Origin of the sequence: Streptomyces sp. NBC_01433 (assembly GCF_026340105.1) — a bacterium.
Lineage (GTDB): Bacteria > Actinomycetota > Actinomycetes > Streptomycetales > Streptomycetaceae > Streptomyces.
In genome coordinates, this window is record NZ_JAPEPM010000002.1 from 2,113,105 (window position 1) to 2,130,588 (window position 17,484).

The following is a 17,484-nucleotide window of genomic DNA, read 5'->3' on the forward strand; positions in this document are numbered from 1 at the left end:
GCCTGCCTGGCAGCGCGCCGATCACAACCCCAATCAGGCTGAGGTTGAGCACCGGCCCTCGCCAACCGAAGTGCTCAGCGACACCCAGCGAGATCACGATCTACAGCTGGAGTACTAGGGGGATCATCACCGTGCCGAACGAAGACCGCATCACCGTCAATTTCGCTACCTTGCAGCAGCTTTCGGGTGATCTGGAGGGCATCCTCCGCGTCCTGAACGAGAAGCTGGACACGTTGTACGAGCGGTCCGCCAAAGCAGTGCTGAGCTGGGACGGTGAGGCACGTGAAGCGTTCATCGACGAGCTGGACAAGTGGAGCCACTCCGCCGGCGACCTCAAGGCAACCCAGGCCTGGCTCCATGAGGTCGTGGTGAAGGGGCACCTGAACTACGCCGCGGCCAACAGGTCCGTACTCGAAGGCTGGGGAGGCGGTGCCTGATGGCCGGCACCTCCTCACCCGCCCAGTCGCCGGGTGGTAGCGGCACCATCGACGTCAAGCCGAGCGACCTCTGGTCGGTCTCCGGTCGGGTCGCCGCGCAGCAGGACTTCCTGGTACGGGGTGCCAAGACGCTTCTCGAGGAGCTGGGTAAGTACCCCGACGCAGGAGGTGCCGGCACCGAGGCCGAGAGGTTCGCCCGGGCGTACAAGACGATCGGCAATCGCTGGCTGGAGGTCTGGGGCCGGTCTGTGCTCAGCGTCGGTGGTGTCGCAGTCGGGTTCACTGAGACGGCCAACGCGTACACCAGGGCAGACCTGGCGGCCCACCCCAAGCCGGGAATGACGGCCGAGCAGCGCCCACGGCCCGCGGTCATCGACAAGGCCCCGAACTTCGACTCGGTACCCGATATCAAGTGGGGCGACGACGACGGCGGCGACGACATCCTGCGCGGCCTGATGGAGGGCATACCCGAAATCGTCCGGGACGTCCTCCAGCCACTGTGCAAGAACGTGTTCCGGATCGGAAGGGTGGCGGACGTCCACCCCTTCCCGCAGCAGCACTACCTCAACTCGCTCTGTCACAACTGGATGAACGTATCCATCACCGCGTCATTGGGGGCGGGCCAGCTCACCCAGGCGGTGGGTGCCATCACCAACCACCAGCAGGCGGACTGGGAAGCCGCGATGCGGACCTTCTGCAGCGCTCTGTGGGGAGGGACGGCCTGGGGGCAGCAGCGGCACGGCTACCAGTGGGGGCAGACCGCCAACTCAGGTCCGGGCACACCCCGGGTCCCCACGGGCAGTGAGCCGGTCCTGGCCGTGCTGAAGGACACTGCGGACAAAATCGCCACCATCCTGCGCGAGTACGCCGAGGCCGCCGTCGACCTCAACCGCGATGTCGCGGACGAGCTCCACCGCGCCATGTGGAAAGCCGCCAAGGAGATCATCGAGGACCTCGCCAAGCCCAAGGACCCCAAGAGCATCCTCGGCACCGTCACCTCCGTGATCGGCAAGGGCGCGGGCCTGATCCTGTCGTTCGACGTCAAGACGGTACTGAACATCGACACGAGCAAGCTGAACGGGATCGTCGACAAGTACACCGGCATCCTGGGAGGCCTGACCACTCGCATGGAGGCGCTGAGGGAGCCGCTGGACGAGGCATTTCGGAGCGCACCCAAGTTCGAGGCCGGCGTTGCCCGTTCGCACGGCTTCGGTACCCGGGCCCTGGAGGATTTCAAGGACTCGAAGGTCTGGCTGAAGGTCGATTCGAACGGCAACTACGACCTGAACCTCGCCGCCAACGAATACATGGCGAACGGCCATACTTTGGACAAGCACGTCGGCAAGACGGACGAGCAGCTGGCGCAGCGCCTGCGTGACCAGCAGTCGGGCGGCCCAACGGCGGCCTGGCCACACGGCAAGCCGATTCCCAGCGGCTCCTCCGCTTTCCCGAACTACCAACGCGCCGAGGAACTGACCGAGCGCAACCTCAACACGAACAAGGCCGCCATCGAGGCATGGGTCAAGGGGCCTCCGCCGGCCTCCGACGGCGACGTCAAGTCGTTCTACGACACGGTGCCGAGCGGCGAGACCAGCGGCCGCAGCGTGAGCAAGCAGCCGGTGGACCCCAACGACCCGCTGTCCGGGTACAAGCAGGGGGGTCTGAAAGCCCAGGCGTACGACGTGAGCGGCGTCGACACCCGTATCCGCTACGACAGCAGCCGCAACCCTCCGTTCACCGTCATGACGTCGATGCCCTCCAAGCCCTAGCGAAAGCCGAGAAAGGCCAGCACCACATGTCCGTCGACCAGACGTCCTGGGAAGCCGCGGTACGCCACTTGTACGAGGACGCGTACCCGTACGACGCCACGGGCCCGCGTCGCCACGAGAACTGGGTCCTCGACGCCCTCGCTCTGATGGCACGGGCCCCGGACCCCCGCGGCTGGGCCCGTCTCGATGACGCGGCTCAGAACCCGGAGCGCGAGGCGTCCCCCACGTATCCCTTCGTCGCCCACCCGCCGGAGTACATCGCGAGGCGTCTCCAGGAGATCGATCGGGACAGTGCCGAGAACCTGCTCCTCGCCCTTACGGACGACCGCTGCACCCTGTCCAACCTGAGTCGCTTCGCCGAAGGCGAGGAGGAGCTTCGGGCGATGGCGCGCACGATCCTCGCGCGCTACGGGGACACTGCCAGTTTTCACACCAACGTCAACAAGCCCGGTCACGTGAGCGGCACGCTTGACTTCACATCGTCGAGCTGGGCGTACAGCCCGCTTAGCGTGTACTCGGAGGACTACGGCCTGATCGTCGTCTCGGACACCGAGGTGGGCATGTTCTGGAACTTCGCCGACTACTGAACCGCCTGCCACCCGTAGGAGCCCGGCTCCTGACGAGGTGATTTGAGAGGATACCCCCGTGCTAACCCGTTCCGCCTCCTATCCCGACCGGGAGACCGCCCAGTGGGCCACCCAGCAGGTGGTGACCGCCAACGAACAGGCCGTCCACCGCTGGCTAGCCCAGAACACCCGGGTCCGCCTCACCGTCGAGGCAGCCTGGCCGTCCCGTGCGGAGCCCGTGGGCCGGGTCCAACTGGAGGGCGACCTGCTGGCCGGGCGCGGCCCCGTCGACGTGCGCGCGGCGCGCGTGGTGCTGCGCCGCGAGGCGACGAGTCCGCTCGGCTTCGTCGTCCAGACGACCGTCCCGTTCTACCTGTAGGGGTCGCACGCACATGTCCATGAAGCCCCTCGAACACGACCGGCGGTACGGTGAGCTGGACCAGGTGATGCGCGCGTATCTGGGTCAGTCGGCCGACGACTCCCCGGAGCGGCGCAGTCGCGCCCTGGACGCGTATCTCCGTCACACCTGGCACACCCGCCCCTCTGCCGTCGCGGAGGCGGAGCGCCAACTGCGGGAGTACAGCCGCAATCCTCCGGGCCGCGTCCGGCAGGAGCTGGGTGAGTTCTACTCGATCCCGGACACCGGAAAGCCACAGTCGGACATCGGCGACTGGCTGATAGTGCTGGCCGACCACCTGAAGAGGAGCATCGAGGAGGGCGACGTCCCGCAGCCGTCGTCCCCGCAGACTCACTGGGAGTGGCGCGCGCGTTTTCCGGAGACCGCGCAACTGCTGGGGGGCTGGTTCTCGCAGGACGTCGTCGACGAGTTCCTCGGCCACGACGCCGCAGTCACCGACTACGCTGACACCACAAACCCGCAGTTGGTCGCCCGCCTCGTGGGTGAACTGCACGAGTTGCTCGCCCTTCCCTTGGACGAGGGGGACTACGCCCTGGCTGCCGCCGAACTCGGCATGGAGGTGGGCCCGCCGGAGCCGTTCTCCCACGGCGCCTGGTTCCAGTCGCTGGCGGCGACGCTCTCCGGCGTCTGATCCGGCTGGACGGGCGCTGCACAGCCGCAGGATGGCACGAACGTGGACAGTGTCGCAGGGCCGATCCCTCGCGAGACCTCACCTGATCGACCTCGGGTCAGACCCCGACCGGTGCGCCGAACACCGCGTCGGGTCGCTTCGTTGAGGGGACCGCGAACAGGGGCAGCTCTCTGCTGCAACTCGCTCGCGACTAATTTTCCTTGCTGGCTATGGCGGGGTGGCAGGGAGGAGGTTTCCCAAAAGCTCTCCTCCCTCCCGGACGAACAACACGGCTCGAATCTCGGGGCCCGAACCTTGACCTCGGGACCCGAAGCTCAAGCGCCGGCCCGAAACCCTCCCGGGTCCCCGAACAACTGAGAGAGGGACCCACGACGCTCGAACCCCGAGATTCAAGACCCGTGCGCCGGAATGGCGACCGCACAGCCACGGCGGGATCGCAGTGAACTTGACGACGCTTGTTCGCCCTCGTCCACGGCCTGATCCGCCACCTACCAACGCCTCAAGACACGCCCTCCACAGCCCGGCTGCGGGATCTGCGCCTCGTCTGTGGTCGGGGAGTCCTCGTCCTGAATGACTTCCCCGTGATGACCTGGCGGGCAGGCTTGGCGAGTTCCAGGCCGGAGAGATGCGTCTTGAGCCTTCTGGACATGGGGCGGAAGGTCGCGAAGGTGAGCCCGCCGGACACTGCAGCCCCGACGAGGGGAATGGCCTTCGAGACGGACTTGACGAAGGTCTGCTTCGTCATCTCAACGCCGAGGTACCCGGCGAGCTTCTGCGCGATGCGCAGCATGTGGGCGAAATATTGGGCCACATCGGCCGGTACCGTGGCGGGCAGGGCGATGAATCCAGGAATCCCAGCAGCTGCGGAGACCGTGCTCACCTTGGCGGTTTCGTAGCGAATGGACTCGTTGGCCACCCTGTCCAGAACAGCAAGAAGGATACCCGCCGCCGCAGGGGTCTCTTCTATGGCTCTGCGTAGTTCATCCTCCGCGCAATGGCGAGCCAGCGCCGTCCGGAGGTACGCCTCCCTGTCGCTTCGCACGCCCGGAAGCCTTGCCGCGCCGACCCTCCCGGCCGTTTCGGGGCGGAGTACCCGCGATTCACGCCGGAAGCGGCCCAGCGGCAAGAGAGGAACGGATACGCGCACACAGCCGTACGTCCCACAGTGATTCCCACCGTGGACAACGCCGATGCGGATCTGATCGGTATGGGAGGCGTCGTCCTCATCAATCAGGGTGTCAGCTGGCACAGCCGACAAACCTAACCTTCGCCCTCTCGGTTGGCGAAACAGATCGATACCGCCCCCCCTACTACCGGCGTAGTAGGGAAGAACCAGAAGCGCCCATCGCGGTGCCGGACCCTGCCAACACCTGACGCGTTGGCAGGTCGTTGATACCGCCGTCGCCCACAACCTCGCGGACAGTTCCTACGCCATGTGGGATGCAGTCCCGCGCGGATCCTCGCTGGTGCCGCACACACGAAGGAGCTACCGGCACTGTGCGCAGGTGGCCGAGAAGGATCGCTGGACTCCCCGGAATTCCCGGCACCCTGCCACACATGTGCAGCCAGGAGACTGTCTGACCAGCAGCGCAACGGACCTGGCGGGCCATCAGAACGAGCGTCAAAACGCCTCGTGGAGCGTCATTTCAGCGTCAAGATGTCGCCTGCAACGCCCGCCATGCACATTACGCACATCAACCAAAACCGCAGCTCAGTCGTCCTTCTTAACCGGCTCCAGGATCGCCACGCACTCCACATGGTGCGTCATCGGGAACAGGTCGAACGCCCGCAGCGTCCGTACCGTGTAGCCGCCGTCCCGGAAGTACGCCAGGTCGCGGGCCAGGGCCGCCGGGTCGCAGGCGACGTACGCGATGCGGCGGGCGCCGAGGGCTGCGAGGTGCTTGACGACCTGCTTGCCGGCGCCCGCGCGGGGCGGGTCGAGGACGATCAGGTCGGCCTCGGTGATGCCGGTGCGGGGCAGGATCTGGTCGACCTTGCCGTGCTCGATCCGGACGCGTTCGAGGTCCTTGAGGTTGTGGCGGGCGTCCTCCGCCGCGCGCTTGCCGGACTCGATGCCGAGGACCGCGCCGTTCTCGCCGACGCGTTCGGCGATGGAGCCCGCGAAGAGGCCGACGCCGCAGTACAGGTCGAGGGCCGTCTCGCCCTTGCGCGGCATCAGGCCCTGCATGACGGCCTTGACCAGGGTGTACGCGGCCTGGGGGTGGACCTGCCAGAAGCCGCCGGAGCCGACGCGGTAGGTGCGGTCGTCGGCGCGCTCGCGGACGAAGGCGCGGCCGTGGACGCGGTGCACGCCACCGTCGTGCTCCTCGACGCGCAGCACGGAGACCGGCTTGTCGAGCTCGACCAGGGGCAGCCGGCCGCCGGGCTTCGGGGTGAGGATGACCTGGCGGTCGTGGGAGCCGGTGGCGGCGATGGCCTCCACCGCGGCCAGCGTCGGCCACTCGCGCTTCTCGATGCCGAGCTCGGAGACACCGGGGGCGGCGATCATGCAGTGGTCGATCGGCTGGACGTCGTGCGAACGGTGCTTGCGCAGCCCGGCGTGGCCGTCCTCGTCGATCGCGTACTGGACGCGGGTGCGCCAGGCGGGCACCTCGCCCTTGGGGAGCTTGTCGCCCTCGGCCGGCACGACCGTGCCGTCCCAGCCGGCCTCCTCGGGGGTGAGGCCCGCGAGGCGCTGGAGCTGCTCGGTGATCACCTCGCCCTTGAGCCGACGCTGGGCGCCGGGCTTGGCGTGCTGCCAGTCGCAGCCGCCGCACTTGCCGGGCCCCGCGTACGGGCACGGGGCCTCGACGCGGTCCTTGGACGCCTCGATGATCCGTACGGCGTCGGCGCGCAGGAAGCGGGAGTCGCTCTCGCCCTCGGTGACCTTGGCGACGATCTTCTCGCCGGGGAGCGTGTGCCGTACGAAGAGCACCTGGCCCTCGGCGGTACGGGCGATGCAGTGACCGCCGTGTGCGACGGGCCCGACCTCGACCTCGTACTCCTCCCCGACCAGCGACGACGTGGATTCGTTCTGCATGAGGGGAGGCTCCAGAGCTCAAAAGGGCAAACGGCCGGACGTGCGGCCGGACAACAGCCCACCAGTCTACGTGGGTGGCGTCCGGCCGCTTACCACATTCACCGGCCGGAGCGTCAGCCCTTGGTGGTGGGCTCCTTCTGCCTGCGCTCCACCGGCCCCCGCCGCACCGAACCCGGAGCGTTCCAGTCCGCACGCTTCCTGGCCCGCTTCTTCGCGGCCTCGGACGACTCCAGCTGGTACGGCACCGACGTCACCATCACCCCGGGGGTGAACAGCAGCCGGCCCTTCAGGCGCAGGGCGCTCTGGTTGTGCAGCAGGTGCTCGTACCAGTGACCGACGACGTACTCCGGGATGTAGACACTGACCACGTCGCGCGGGCTCTCCCGGCGCAGGCCCTTCACGTACTCGATGACCGGGCGGGTCACCTCGCGGTACGGGGAGTCGAGGATCTTCAGCGGTACGTTGATGCCCCGCCGCTCCCAGTCCTCCTTGAGCGCCTTCGTCTCGGCCGCGTCGACGCTGATGGACAGCGCCTCCAGTTGGTCGGTGCGCATCAGTTTGGCGTACGCCAGGGCACGCAGCGTGGGGCGGTGGAGCTTGGAGACCAGGACGATCGAGTGGACCCGGGAGGGCCGGACGCTCTCGTCCGAGGGCGTCTCGTCGGCGGCGATCTCCTCGGCGACCCGGTCGTAGTGCCTGCGGATCGCGGTCATCGTCCCGTAGAAGATCACCATGCCGAGCAGCGCGACCCAGGCACCGTGGGTGAACTTGGTGGCCAGGACGACCACGAGCACCAGGCCGGTGAAGAAGGCGCCGAACGTGTTGATCGCGCGGGAGCGGATCATGCGGCGCCGCTTGGCCGGGTCCTTCTCGGTCCGCAGATGACGGTTCCAGTGCCGCACCATGCCGGTCTGGCTGAGGGTGAAGGAGACGAAGACGCCGACGATGTAGAGCTGGATGAGGCGCGTGGAGTCCGCCCCGTAGATCCAGACGAGCAGTATGGCGGCGCCCGCCAGCAGCACGATGCCGTTGGAGAAGGCGAGCCGGTCCCCGCGGGTGTGCAGCTGGCGCGGCAGGTAGCGGTCCTGGGCGAGGATCGAGCCGAGCAGCGGGAAACCGTTGTACGCGGTGTTCGCGGCCAGGAACAGGACCAGCGCGGTGGCGGCGGCGAGGATGATGAAGAAGAACGATCCGTCACCGAAGACGGCGGCCGCGACCTGGGAGATCACCGGGTCCTGGACGAAGCTCTCACCGACCGCCGCACCGTTGTGGATCAGGTCCTTCGCCGGGTTCTCGGCCATCTTCACATCGGTGGCCATGGCCAGCCCGATGATGCCGCAGAACATGGTGACGGCCAGCAGGCCCATCGCCGCCAGGGTGGTCGCGGCGTTCTTGCTCTTGGGCTTGCGGAAGGCGGGCACACCGTTGCTGATCGCCTCGACACCGGTCAGCGCCGCACAGCCGGAGGAGAACGCGCGCAACAGCAGGAAGACCAGGGCGAAGCCGGCCAGCCCCTGGTGCTCGGGCCTGATCTCGTAGTCCGCGGTCGGGGCGTTCATCGAGTCGCCGAGGACCAGCCCCCGGAACGCGCCCCAGAGGATCATGATGAAGACACCCGCCACGAAGAGGTACGTGGGGATGGCGAAGAGCTTTCCGGACTCCTTGACGCCGCGCAGATTCATCAGCGTCAGCAGCACGATGGCCACGATGGCGCTGAGCGTCTTGTGCTCCACGACGAACGGGATCGCGGAGCCGAGGTTCTCGACGCCCGAGGAGATCGACACGGCGACGGTCAGCACGTAGTCGACCAGCAGGGCACTGGCGACGGTCAGACCCGCCTTGGGGCCGAGGTTGGTGTTGGCGACCTCGTAGTCACCACCGCCGCTCGGATACGCGTGCACGTTCTGCCGGTACGAGGCGACGACCGTGAACATCAGGACCACGACAGCGAGCGCGATCCACGGGCTGAAGTGATAGGCCGACACGCCCGCGATGGACAGCACCAGGAGGACTTCTCCCGGTGCGTACGCCACCGAGGACAGCGGGTCGGATGCGAAGACGGGAAGCGCGATGCGCTTGGGGAGGAGCGTTTCTCCCAGCTTGTCGCTGCGCAGCGCCCGGCCGATCAGGATCCGTTTGGGCACGTCGGTCAGTTTGGACACGCAGAGGATCGTAAGCGCTGGACAGCGGGGTCACCGCCGCCCAAACGCCGTGGCCTCGCATTCTTCTGCGATCAGCGGGAAAGCTCACACATTCCTTAACGCAATCCTTGCGCCCGCCCTTACGAGAACAACGCGCTGTAACCGTTCAGTGCCGGCTGGCCACCCAGATGGGCGTACAGCACGGTGGACTCGCGGCCGATCTCGCCGCGCCCCACGAGGTCAGCCATGCCCGCCATCGACTTCCCCTCGTAGACCGGGTCGGTGACCATGCCCTCGGTACGGGCGGCCAGCCGCATCGCGTCGAGCGTGGTGTCGTCGGGGATGCCGTACGTACCGGCGTGGTACCGCTCGTCCAGTTCGATGTCGGCCACGGTGAGTGCGCGCCGTACACCGATGAGCGAGGCGGTGGCACCCGCGATCCTGGCGATCTGTTCGCGGGTACGGGCCGGTTCGGCGGAGGCGTCGATACCCAGCACGCGGCGGGGACGGCCGCCCGCCTCCTCGATGGCGGCGAAGCCCGCGACCATGCCGGCCTGGGTGGAGCCGGTCACCGAGCAGACGACGACCGTGTCGAAGAAGGCGCCCAGCGCGCGTTCCTGCTCGACGACCTCGTACGCCCAGTTGGCGAAGCCGAGCCCGCCCAGCGGGTGGTCGGAGGCGCCGGCCGGGATGGCGTACGGGCGGCCGCCACGCTCCTCGACCTCGCGCAGCGCCTGCTCCCAGCTGTCCTTGACGCCGATGCCGAATCCGGCGCGGACGAGGCGGATGTCGGCTCCGGCGAGCCGGCTGATCAGGATGTTGCCGACCTTGTCGTACACGGCATCGGGCCACTCGACCCAGCTCTCCTGGATGAGCACGCACTTCAGACCCGCGCGAGCGGCTACGGCGGCCACCTGACGGGTGTGGTTGGACTGGACGCCGCCTATGGAGACGAGGGTGTCGCAGCCCTTGGCCAGCGCGTCGGCGACGAGGTATTCGAGCTTGCGGGTCTTGTTGCCGCCGTAGGCGATCGGGGAGTTGCAGTCCTCGCGCTTGGCCCAGAGTTCGGCACCGCCGAGGTGCTCGGTGAGCCGGTCCAGGCGGTGCGTCGGCGAGGGGCCGAAGAGGAGGGGGTAGCGGTGCGGGGCGGAGAGGGCGGTGGGAAGGGCGGGAAGGGGGGCGGTCGTCATAGGGGGCTCCTGGGGTCGTGATCGGAGGGCGATGGGACACGGAGAGGGGGACGGGGACGGGAAGGGGGGAGGGCGGGGGGCTGGGAACGGGGAGGGACGGTCCTGGCGCTCATGCCTCCTGGGCGGTGGCGTTCTCCTCCTCGTCCGCCAGCCCTTCCAGCGCACTCCAGATCTCCGTCGTGATCCGCGCCGCCGCCTCCGCGTCGCCTTCCGCGCAGGCATCGATGAGGCGGTCGTGGAGTTCCGCCGATCCGTGCGCCGCACTGGCCGTGCCGAACCGGCGCCACTCCAGGCGGCGGATCAGCGGGGTGTAGCGCTCGATGGTGGCGGCGACCGCGCGGTTGCCGCAGGCGGTGACGAGGGTGTCGTGCAGTTCGTCGTCGGCACGCAGCGCGGCGGCGACATCGCCACCGCGGGTCGCCGCCCTGAAGCGCGTGTTCGCCTCGCGCATCGCCGCGATGTCGCGATCCGTGAGACGCGGCACAGCGCCGCGGGCGGCCAGTACCTGCATGGCCTGGACGACGGCGGCGGCATCCCGGACGTCGCGCGGCACGAGCCTCGTCACCCGGGTGTAGCTCTGCGGCTTGCTCTCGACGAGCCCCTCCCCGATCAGCCGGGACAGGGCCTCGCGGACCGGGGCGCGGGAGAGGCCGAGGCGTTCGGCGAGGTCGGCGTCGCGGACGGGGGCTCCGGGTGGGATGTCCCCGCGGACGATGGCGTCGCGGATGGCTTCGTACGCGGTGTCCCGCAGCAGTGTCCGACGGACCGGGCGAAGGGTCTCCATGAACTGACATGTTAGATGTCTGCTGTCCTGGCCGGAAGGGTGCGTGCGGCAGGGGTTCGGGCGGACGGGGCGAGGGCCGCGTACCGGGTGAGCCGTCGCCGCACTGACCAGCCGGGTCGGGGGGGCGCGGGACGGGAGTCACTGACGGCGATCGCGCGGGCCGGGGTGAGGCGCCGAGCGGACGATCCCGTTCCCTTTACCTCTCCTTTGCTGGAGCGTCGCGCCGAACGCACACTCGGATGAGGCTTTGGATGCATGGCCGCATAAGCTCATCCCCTGGGAACGCCGAAGGCGGTTGCCCCGTTGTTTGCCCGGCAAGCTGAGAGAGAAGTGTGAGCAGGGTGTTTTCGCAGGTCAGCCGGACGACCAGGACTGCGAGGTAGGCGCAAGGTGCACATCGTCATCATGGGCTGCGGGCGAGTCGGAGCCGCTCTCGCGCAGACTCTGGAGCAGCAGGGGCACACGGTCGCGGTGATCGACCAGGACCCCACGGCGTTCCGCCGCCTCGGGTCCGGATTCGGCGGCCGTCGGGTCACCGGGGTCGGCTTCGACCAGGACACCCTCCGCGAGGCGGGCATCGAGGAGGCCGGGGCGTTCGCCGCGGTGAGCAGCGGCGACAACTCGAACATCATCGCCGCCCGGGTGGCCCGCGAGATGTTCAGCATCGAGAACGTCGCGGCCCGGATCTACGACCCCCGGCGTGCCGAGGTCTACCAGCGTCTCGGTATCCCCACCGTGGCCACGGTCCGCTGGACCGCGGACCAGATGCTGCGACGGCTGCTGCCTTCGGGCGCCGAGCCGCTGTGGCGCGACCCCAGCGGTGGTGTGCAGCTCGCCGAGGTGCACACGACGCCGTCCTGGATCGGCCACAAGATCAGCACACTCCAGGAGGAGACGGGCGTCCGTGTGGCCTTCCTCACCCGTTTGGGTGAAGCCATACTGCCGACGTCGCAGACCGTCCTGCAGGAGGGCGACCTGGTCCACGTGATGATGCGTACGGACGAGATCGCCAAGGTCGAAGCGGCCTTTGCCGAGGGTCCCGAGGAAGGCGGTCACTGATGCGCGTATCGATTGCCGGGGCCGGCGCGGTGGGCCGTTCCATCGCGGCCGAGCTCCTGGAGAACGGGCACGAGGTGCTGCTGATCGACAAGGCGCCGACCGCCATCTCGGTGGAGCGGGTCCCGATGGCCGAGTGGCTGCTCGCGGACGCCTGTGAGATCACCTCGCTGGACGAGGCTGCCCTGCAGCGCTGCAACGTCGTCATCGCCGCGACCGGCGACGACAAGGTCAACCTGGTCGTCTCGCTGCTCGCGAAGACCGAGTACGGCGTTCCGCGGGTCGTCGCCCGGGTGAACAACCCGAAGAACGAGTGGCTGTTCAACGAGTCCTGGGGCGTCGATGTCGCGGTCTCCACACCGCGCCTGATGTCGGCCCTGGTCGAGGAGGCGGTGAGCGTCGGCGATCTGGTCCGGCTGCTGCGCTTCAGCCACGGCGACGCGAACCTGGTCGAGCTGACGCTGCCGCCCGAGTCGGCGCTGGCCGGCACCCAGGTCGGGGATGTCGCATGGCCGGAGGACACCTCGCTGGTCACCATCATCCGCGGTACGCGCGTACTGACTCCGAGCACCGAGGAGACCCTGGAGGCCGGTGACGAGCTGCTGTTCGTGGCCGCCCAGGCGCGCGAGGAGCAGCTGGAGGACCTGCTGTCGGTCCGCCGCGATCCCGAGGACGACTGAGCCGGACCGAGGCGACACCACAGGCACCGTACACAGGTGAAGGGCCCGGAACCGTGAGTCACGGTTCCGGGCCCTTCAACGTCGTCTGCCGGTGGCGGTCAGCCCTCGTAGTTACGGGCTGAAGCCGCCTGCGCCTTGCGGGCCTTCTCGGCCTGCTCCTCCGCCTCCATCTCGGCGAAGACGTCGATGGGCGGCGGCGCCTTGGCCAGGAAGACCCAGGTCAGGTAGACGGCGAGCAGGAACGGCGGGATCTTCAGCGCGACCAGCACCCAGCCCAGCTGGGCGGTGTCGGCCCACCAGTAGAGCGGGAAGAGGATCGCGCACTTGGCGAGCAGGATCAGACCCCAGGCGTAGCTGGCCTTGGCGTACGCCTTCTTGCGGCCGGGGTTCCTGGTGCGCCAGGAGAGGTTCTCCTTGAAGACCGGGCCCAGGATCAGGCCGATCAGCGGAACTCCGGCGAGGGTCGTGATGAGGTAGGCGAGCGCCAGGCCGAGCGTGTAGACCATGCCCGGCAGGTAGAAGTCCTTGGCGTTGCCCGTCATCATCGCGAAGACCACACCGAAGGCCACGCCGAAGACGCCGCTGAAGGCGTGCTTGACGGTGTCCTTGCGGATCAGCCGTACGGCGACGAGCGCGAGGGACACGGCCAGAGCCGCGATGGCCGAGACGTGCAGATTCTTGTTGATGGTGAAGATCGTGACGAAGAGCAGTCCGGGCAGGACTGTCTCCACCATGCCGCGCACGCCGCCGAAAGCCTCGAAGAGCGCGGCCTCGGTGACCGCTTTCGCTTCGGCTTCCTGCTCTTCGGTGCGATGGGGCTGGTCCGTTTCGGACGTCGGCTTGTCAAGAGACGTCACCGGCTACTCCTTGCCGAGCGGTCGGAGTTCGTATGTGGGGTTGAACAGCACCCGGCGCCCGTGACTCATGGCGAGGCGGCCCGAGACGATGAGCCTGCGGCCGGGCTCGATGCCGACGATCGAGCGCCGGCCCAGCCAGACCACGTCCAGCGGCGCGGTGCCGTCGAAGAGCTCCGCCTCCAGGGCGGGCACTCCGGCACGCGGACGCAGGGTGACGGTCCGCAACGTACCAGCCACCTTCACGATCTGGCGGTCCGAGCATTCGGAGATACGCGTGCACCCCGACGCCTGCGTGTCCTCCTGCAGCTCCTCCGACTCCAGGTCCTGCTGGGAGCTGGACAGCCGGTCGAGCATGCGGCGGAAGCGGCCGGAGGGCTTTTCCGCCTTCCCGGCCTTCTCGAATCGAGGAACGGCACTCATACCCGAAGGGTACCGGTCCCCTGTGGTACGAGCGGGGGACGGGGAGGATCACTCGTACGGGTGACCGGAATCGGTGCCGCAGGTTGTCGGCAATGCCGATTGTCGGCGCCACGCTCCGAGCGGTATCCGCCCCCGGCCCCGTCGTCAGCCCGCCCTCGGCCCCGTCGTCAGCCCCGTCGTCGGCCCGCCCCCGGTCCCCCCGTCAGCCGCGCTCGAAGCGGTATCCCATGCCCGGCTCGGTGACGAAGTGCCGGGGGTGCGAGGGGTCGGCCTCCAGCTTGCGGCGCAGCTGGGCCATGTAGACCCGCAGGTAGTTGGTCTCGGTGCCGTACGAGGGGCCCCACACCTCCTGGAGCAGCTGCTTCTGGCTGACCAGGCGGCCGCTGTTGCGGACGAGGACCTCCAGCAGGTGCCATTCGGTGGGGGTGAGCCGTACGTCACGGCCCTCGCGGTGGACCTTCTTCGCCGCCAGGTCGACCGTGAAGCCCTCGGTCTCGACGATCACGACATCGTCGGCGCCGTCCTGGCCGACGGGTTCGGCACGGCGTACGGAGGCACGCAGCCTGGCCAGCAGTTCATCCATGCCGAACGGCTTGGTGACGTAGTCGTCGGCCCCGGCGTCCAGGGCCTCGACCTTCTCGTCGGACGTGTGGCGGGCGGAGAGCACCAGGATCGGTACCCGGGTCCAGCCGCGCAGCCCCTTGATCACCTCGACACCGTCCATGTCGGGCAGCCCGAGGTCGAGGACGACGACATCGGGGTGGCGGGCGGCGGCGAGCTGGAGGGCGGTCGCCCCGTCGGGGGCCGCGTCCACCTCGTACTTGCGCGCCTTCAGATTGATCACGAGGGCGCGTACGATCTGCGGCTCGTCGTCGACCACAAGCACCCTGGTCATCGCGGACCTGCCTTTCTGCTGTTCGGAGAGTGTGTGCTGTACGGAATCGGGGCTGCCGTCACGAGGTGACCGGGGCAGGAAGATCGGGGCTGACCGCAACGTATCCCGGTGCCGCCTTCAGGGTGAGCACCATGGTCAGGCCGCCGCCGGGGGTGTCCTCGGCGTCGAGTGTGCCGCCCATGGCTTCCACGAAGCCGCGGGCGACGGCGAGGCCGAGGCCGACTCCGGCGCCGCGCGGGGCGTCGCCGTACCGCTGGAAGGGCTCGAAGATCCGTTCCTTGCCCTCGTCCGGGACCCCGCGGCCCCGGTCGGCGACCCGTAGCTCGACGCGTTCACCAAGGGCGCTGGCTGCCACGGCGACGGGTTTCCCGTCGGGGCTGTACTTGACGGCGTTCTCGACGATGTTGGCGACGGCCCGCTCCAGCAGCCCGGGGTCGACGGCGACCATCGGCAGCGTCTCGGGGATGTCGAGGTCGACGCTGCCCTCGGGGACGCCGCCGAGTGCCATGGGCACGACCTCGTCCAGATCGATCTCGCGGATCAGCGGGGTGACGGTGCCGGTCTGGAGGCGGGACATGTCCAGGAGGTTGCCGACCAGGTGGTCGAGGCGGTCGGCGCCGTCCTCGATGCCTTCGAGGAGTTCGGCCTCGTCCTCCTCCGACCAGGCGACATCGTCGGAGCGAAGCGAGCTGACGGCGGCCTTGATGGCGGCCAGCGGGGTACGCAGATCATGGCTGACGGCGGCGAGCAGGGCGGTGCGTATGCGGTTCCCCTCGGCGAGCCGGCGGGCCTCCTCGGCCTCCCAGACCAGGCGCTGGCGGTCCAGGACGACGGCGGCCTGCGCGGCGAACGCGCCGAGCACGCGCCGGTCCTCGGCGGGCAGCACCCGGCCGGACAGTGCGAGCGCCATGTGGTCGCCGACCGGCATGTCCACGTCGGCGTCCTCTGGGCGGACGACCGGGGCCGGGCCGACGGACCCGGCGCAGGTCCACGGGTCGACGTCGCTCTTCCGCTCCAGCAGGGCGACGGACTCCATGGCGAAGGTCTCGCGGACCCGGTCCAGCAGGGCGTCCAGGGTGGTCTCGCCGCGCAGGACGCTGCCCGCGAGGAAGGAGAGGATCTCCGACTCGGCACGCAGCCGGGCCGCCTGATGGGTGCGGCGGGCCGCCAGATCCACCACGGAGGCGACCGCCACCGCGACCGCGAAGAAGATCACGATCGCGACGAAGTTCTCCGGGTCCTGCACGGTGAGGGTGTGCGTGGGCGGGGTGAACCAGTAGTTCAGGAGCATCGAGCCGACGGCGGCCGAGGCGAGGGCGGGGCGCAGCCCGCCGAGCAGGGCCGCGGCGACGGTCAGGAAGAGGAAGAGCAGGACGTCGTTGGCGAGGCCGGGACCGTTCTCCAGGCTGGTCAGCAGCAGCGAGAGGAGGGCGGGTCCGGCGACGCCGACGAGCCAGCCCCAGATGATGCGGGCGCGGCCCAGACGGGCGCCGCGCGCGATGGGCAGACCACGGCCCTTGGCGACCTCTTCATGGGTGACGATGTGGACATCGAGGTCAGGACCGGAATCACGCGCGACGGTCGAACCGACACCGGGACCGTAGATGTACTGCCACGTCTTGCGCCGGCTGGAACCCAGAACGATCTGCGTCGCATTCACACCCCGCGCGAACTCCAGAAGAGCCGCGGGTATGTCATCACCGATCACATGATGGAACGTCCCCCCCAGATCCTCCACCAGCGTCCGCTGGACCGTGAGCTCCTTCGGCGACGCCGCCGTCAGACCATCACTCCGCGCGATATACACCGCCAGAATCTCACTGCCCGACCCCTTCGCCGCCATCCGCGACGCACGACGGATCAGCGTACGGCCCTCCGGACCACCCGTCAGCCCCACCACGATCCGCTCACGCGCCTGCCACGTCGAACGGATGTTGTGCTCACCCCGGTACTGCTGCAAATACTCATCGACCCGGTCCGCGACCCACAACAACGCCAGCTCACGCAGAGCCGTCAGATTCCCCGGACGGAAATAATTCGACAACGCCGCATCCAGCTTGTCCGGCTGATAAATATTCCCGTGCGCCATCCGCCGCCGCAACGCCTGCGGCGACATGTCCACCAGCTCGATCTGATCCGCCCGCCGCACCACCTCGTCCGGCACCGTCTCCCGCTGCCGCACCCCCGTGATCGACTCCACCACATCACCCAGCGACTCCAGATGCTGGATATTCACCGTCGATATCACATCGATACCCGCCCGCAGCAGCTCCTCCACGTCCTGCCACCGCTTCGCATGACGCGAACCCGGCACATTCGTATGAGCCAGCTCATCCACCAACGCCACCACCGGAGCCCGCTCCAGAACAGCATCCACATCCATCTCCGTGAAAACCGCCGAACGGTACTCGATCTCCCTGCGCCGCACCTGCTCCAGACCGTGCAGCATCACCTCCGTACGCGGCCGCCCATGATGCTCCACGAACGCCACCACACAGTCCGTACCCCGCTCCACCCGACGATGAGCCTCCGACAACATCGCGTACGTCTTACCGACACCGGGTGCCGCACCCAAATAGATCCGAAGCTTGCCGCGCGCC

16 protein-coding genes are annotated in these 17,484 nt (G+C 68.5%); 7 read left to right on the top strand and 9 right to left on the bottom strand.

Features of this window, described 5'->3' with window-relative positions; genetic code table 11:
• The first annotated feature begins 131 nt into the window (after positions 1-131).
• The 5 genes from OG413_RS36770 to OG413_RS36790 are packed head-to-tail and all read left to right on the top strand — an operon-like array spanning position 132 to position 3,821.
• Positions 132-437 (top strand): WXG100 family type VII secretion target, encoded by a 306-nt coding sequence (locus OG413_RS36770; RefSeq protein WP_266813100.1) that lies wholly within the window; start codon positions 132-134, stop codon positions 435-437.
• Positions 437-2,206 (top strand): RNase A-like domain-containing protein, encoded by a 1,770-nt coding sequence (locus OG413_RS36775; RefSeq protein WP_266813102.1) that lies wholly within the window; start codon positions 437-439, stop codon positions 2,204-2,206. Before OG413_RS36770 ends, OG413_RS36775 begins: the two co-directional genes overlap by 1 nt.
• Before the next feature lie 26 nt (positions 2,207-2,232).
• Positions 2,233-2,793, top strand: coding sequence for a hypothetical protein (locus OG413_RS36780; RefSeq protein ID WP_266813104.1), 561 nt, complete (start codon positions 2,233-2,235; stop codon positions 2,791-2,793).
• Positions 2,794-2,851: 58 nt separating this feature from the next.
• Positions 2,852-3,151 (top strand): RNase A-like domain-containing protein, encoded by a 300-nt coding sequence (locus OG413_RS36785; protein ID WP_266813106.1) that lies wholly within the window; start codon positions 2,852-2,854, stop codon positions 3,149-3,151.
• 13 nt (positions 3,152-3,164) lie between these two features.
• Positions 3,165-3,821 (top strand): contact-dependent growth inhibition system immunity protein, encoded by a 657-nt coding sequence (locus OG413_RS36790; protein WP_266813107.1) that lies wholly within the window; start codon positions 3,165-3,167, stop codon positions 3,819-3,821.
• Between the two features lie 499 nt (positions 3,822-4,320).
• On the opposite strand, the gene OG413_RS36795 is transcribed toward OG413_RS36790, so the two are convergent.
• The 5 genes from OG413_RS36795 to OG413_RS36815 form a co-directional block, all read right to left on the bottom strand.
• The gene (locus OG413_RS36795; RefSeq protein ID WP_266813318.1) at positions 4,321-4,941 is read right to left on the bottom strand and encodes a hypothetical protein; all 621 of its coding nucleotides are present in this window, start codon (positions 4,939-4,941) and stop codon (positions 4,321-4,323) included.
• A 591-nt stretch (positions 4,942-5,532) separates the two neighbouring features.
• Positions 5,533-6,861 carry a class I SAM-dependent RNA methyltransferase gene (locus OG413_RS36800; RefSeq protein ID WP_266813108.1) on the bottom strand — a complete coding sequence of 443 codons (1,329 nt, stop codon included), beginning with the start codon at positions 6,859-6,861 and terminating at the stop codon, positions 5,533-5,535.
• Between the two features lie 113 nt (positions 6,862-6,974).
• The gene (locus OG413_RS36805; RefSeq protein ID WP_266813110.1) at positions 6,975-9,023 is read right to left on the bottom strand and encodes an APC family permease; all 2,049 of its coding nucleotides are present in this window, start codon (positions 9,021-9,023) and stop codon (positions 6,975-6,977) included.
• A gap of 119 nt (positions 9,024-9,142) precedes the next feature.
• Positions 9,143-10,192 (bottom strand): 1-aminocyclopropane-1-carboxylate deaminase, encoded by a 1,050-nt coding sequence (locus OG413_RS36810; RefSeq protein ID WP_266813112.1) that lies wholly within the window; start codon positions 10,190-10,192, stop codon positions 9,143-9,145.
• Positions 10,193-10,301: 109 nt separating this feature from the next.
• Positions 10,302-10,976, bottom strand: a complete 675-nt coding sequence (locus OG413_RS36815) for a GntR family transcriptional regulator (protein WP_266813114.1) — start codon at positions 10,974-10,976, stop codon at positions 10,302-10,304.
• A 390-nt stretch (positions 10,977-11,366) separates the two neighbouring features.
• On the opposite strand from OG413_RS36815, the gene OG413_RS36820 reads away from it, so the two are divergent.
• Both OG413_RS36820 and OG413_RS36825 read left to right on the top strand, forming a co-directional pair.
• Positions 11,367-12,035: a TrkA family potassium uptake protein gene (locus tag OG413_RS36820; RefSeq protein WP_073720935.1), complete on the top strand. Its 669-nt coding sequence runs from the start codon at positions 11,367-11,369 to the stop codon at positions 12,033-12,035.
• A complete protein-coding gene (locus OG413_RS36825) occupies positions 12,035-12,712 on the top strand; it encodes a TrkA family potassium uptake protein (RefSeq protein WP_073720936.1) in 678 nt (225 codons plus the stop codon). Before OG413_RS36820 ends, OG413_RS36825 begins: the two co-directional genes overlap by 1 nt.
• A 98-nt stretch (positions 12,713-12,810) precedes the next feature.
• Here the strand turns inward: OG413_RS36825 and OG413_RS36830 are convergent, their stop codons facing one another.
• The 4 genes from OG413_RS36830 to OG413_RS36845 form a co-directional block, all read right to left on the bottom strand.
• A complete protein-coding gene (locus tag OG413_RS36830; RefSeq protein ID WP_266813116.1) occupies positions 12,811-13,569 on the bottom strand; it encodes a DUF3159 domain-containing protein in 759 nt (252 codons plus the stop codon).
• Positions 13,570-13,572: 3 nt separating this feature from the next.
• Positions 13,573-13,989: an OB-fold nucleic acid binding domain-containing protein gene (locus OG413_RS36835; RefSeq protein WP_266813118.1), complete on the bottom strand. Its 417-nt coding sequence runs from the start codon at positions 13,987-13,989 to the stop codon at positions 13,573-13,575.
• Positions 13,990-14,191: 202 nt separating this feature from the next.
• Entirely contained in the window at positions 14,192-14,884 is a 693-nt protein-coding gene (locus tag OG413_RS36840; protein WP_266813120.1) for a response regulator, read from the bottom strand.
• 58 nt (positions 14,885-14,942) lie between these two features.
• Positions 14,943-17,484 (bottom strand): sensor histidine kinase KdpD (locus OG413_RS36845; RefSeq protein WP_266813121.1); only part of this gene is annotated, 2,542 nt, incomplete at its 5' end.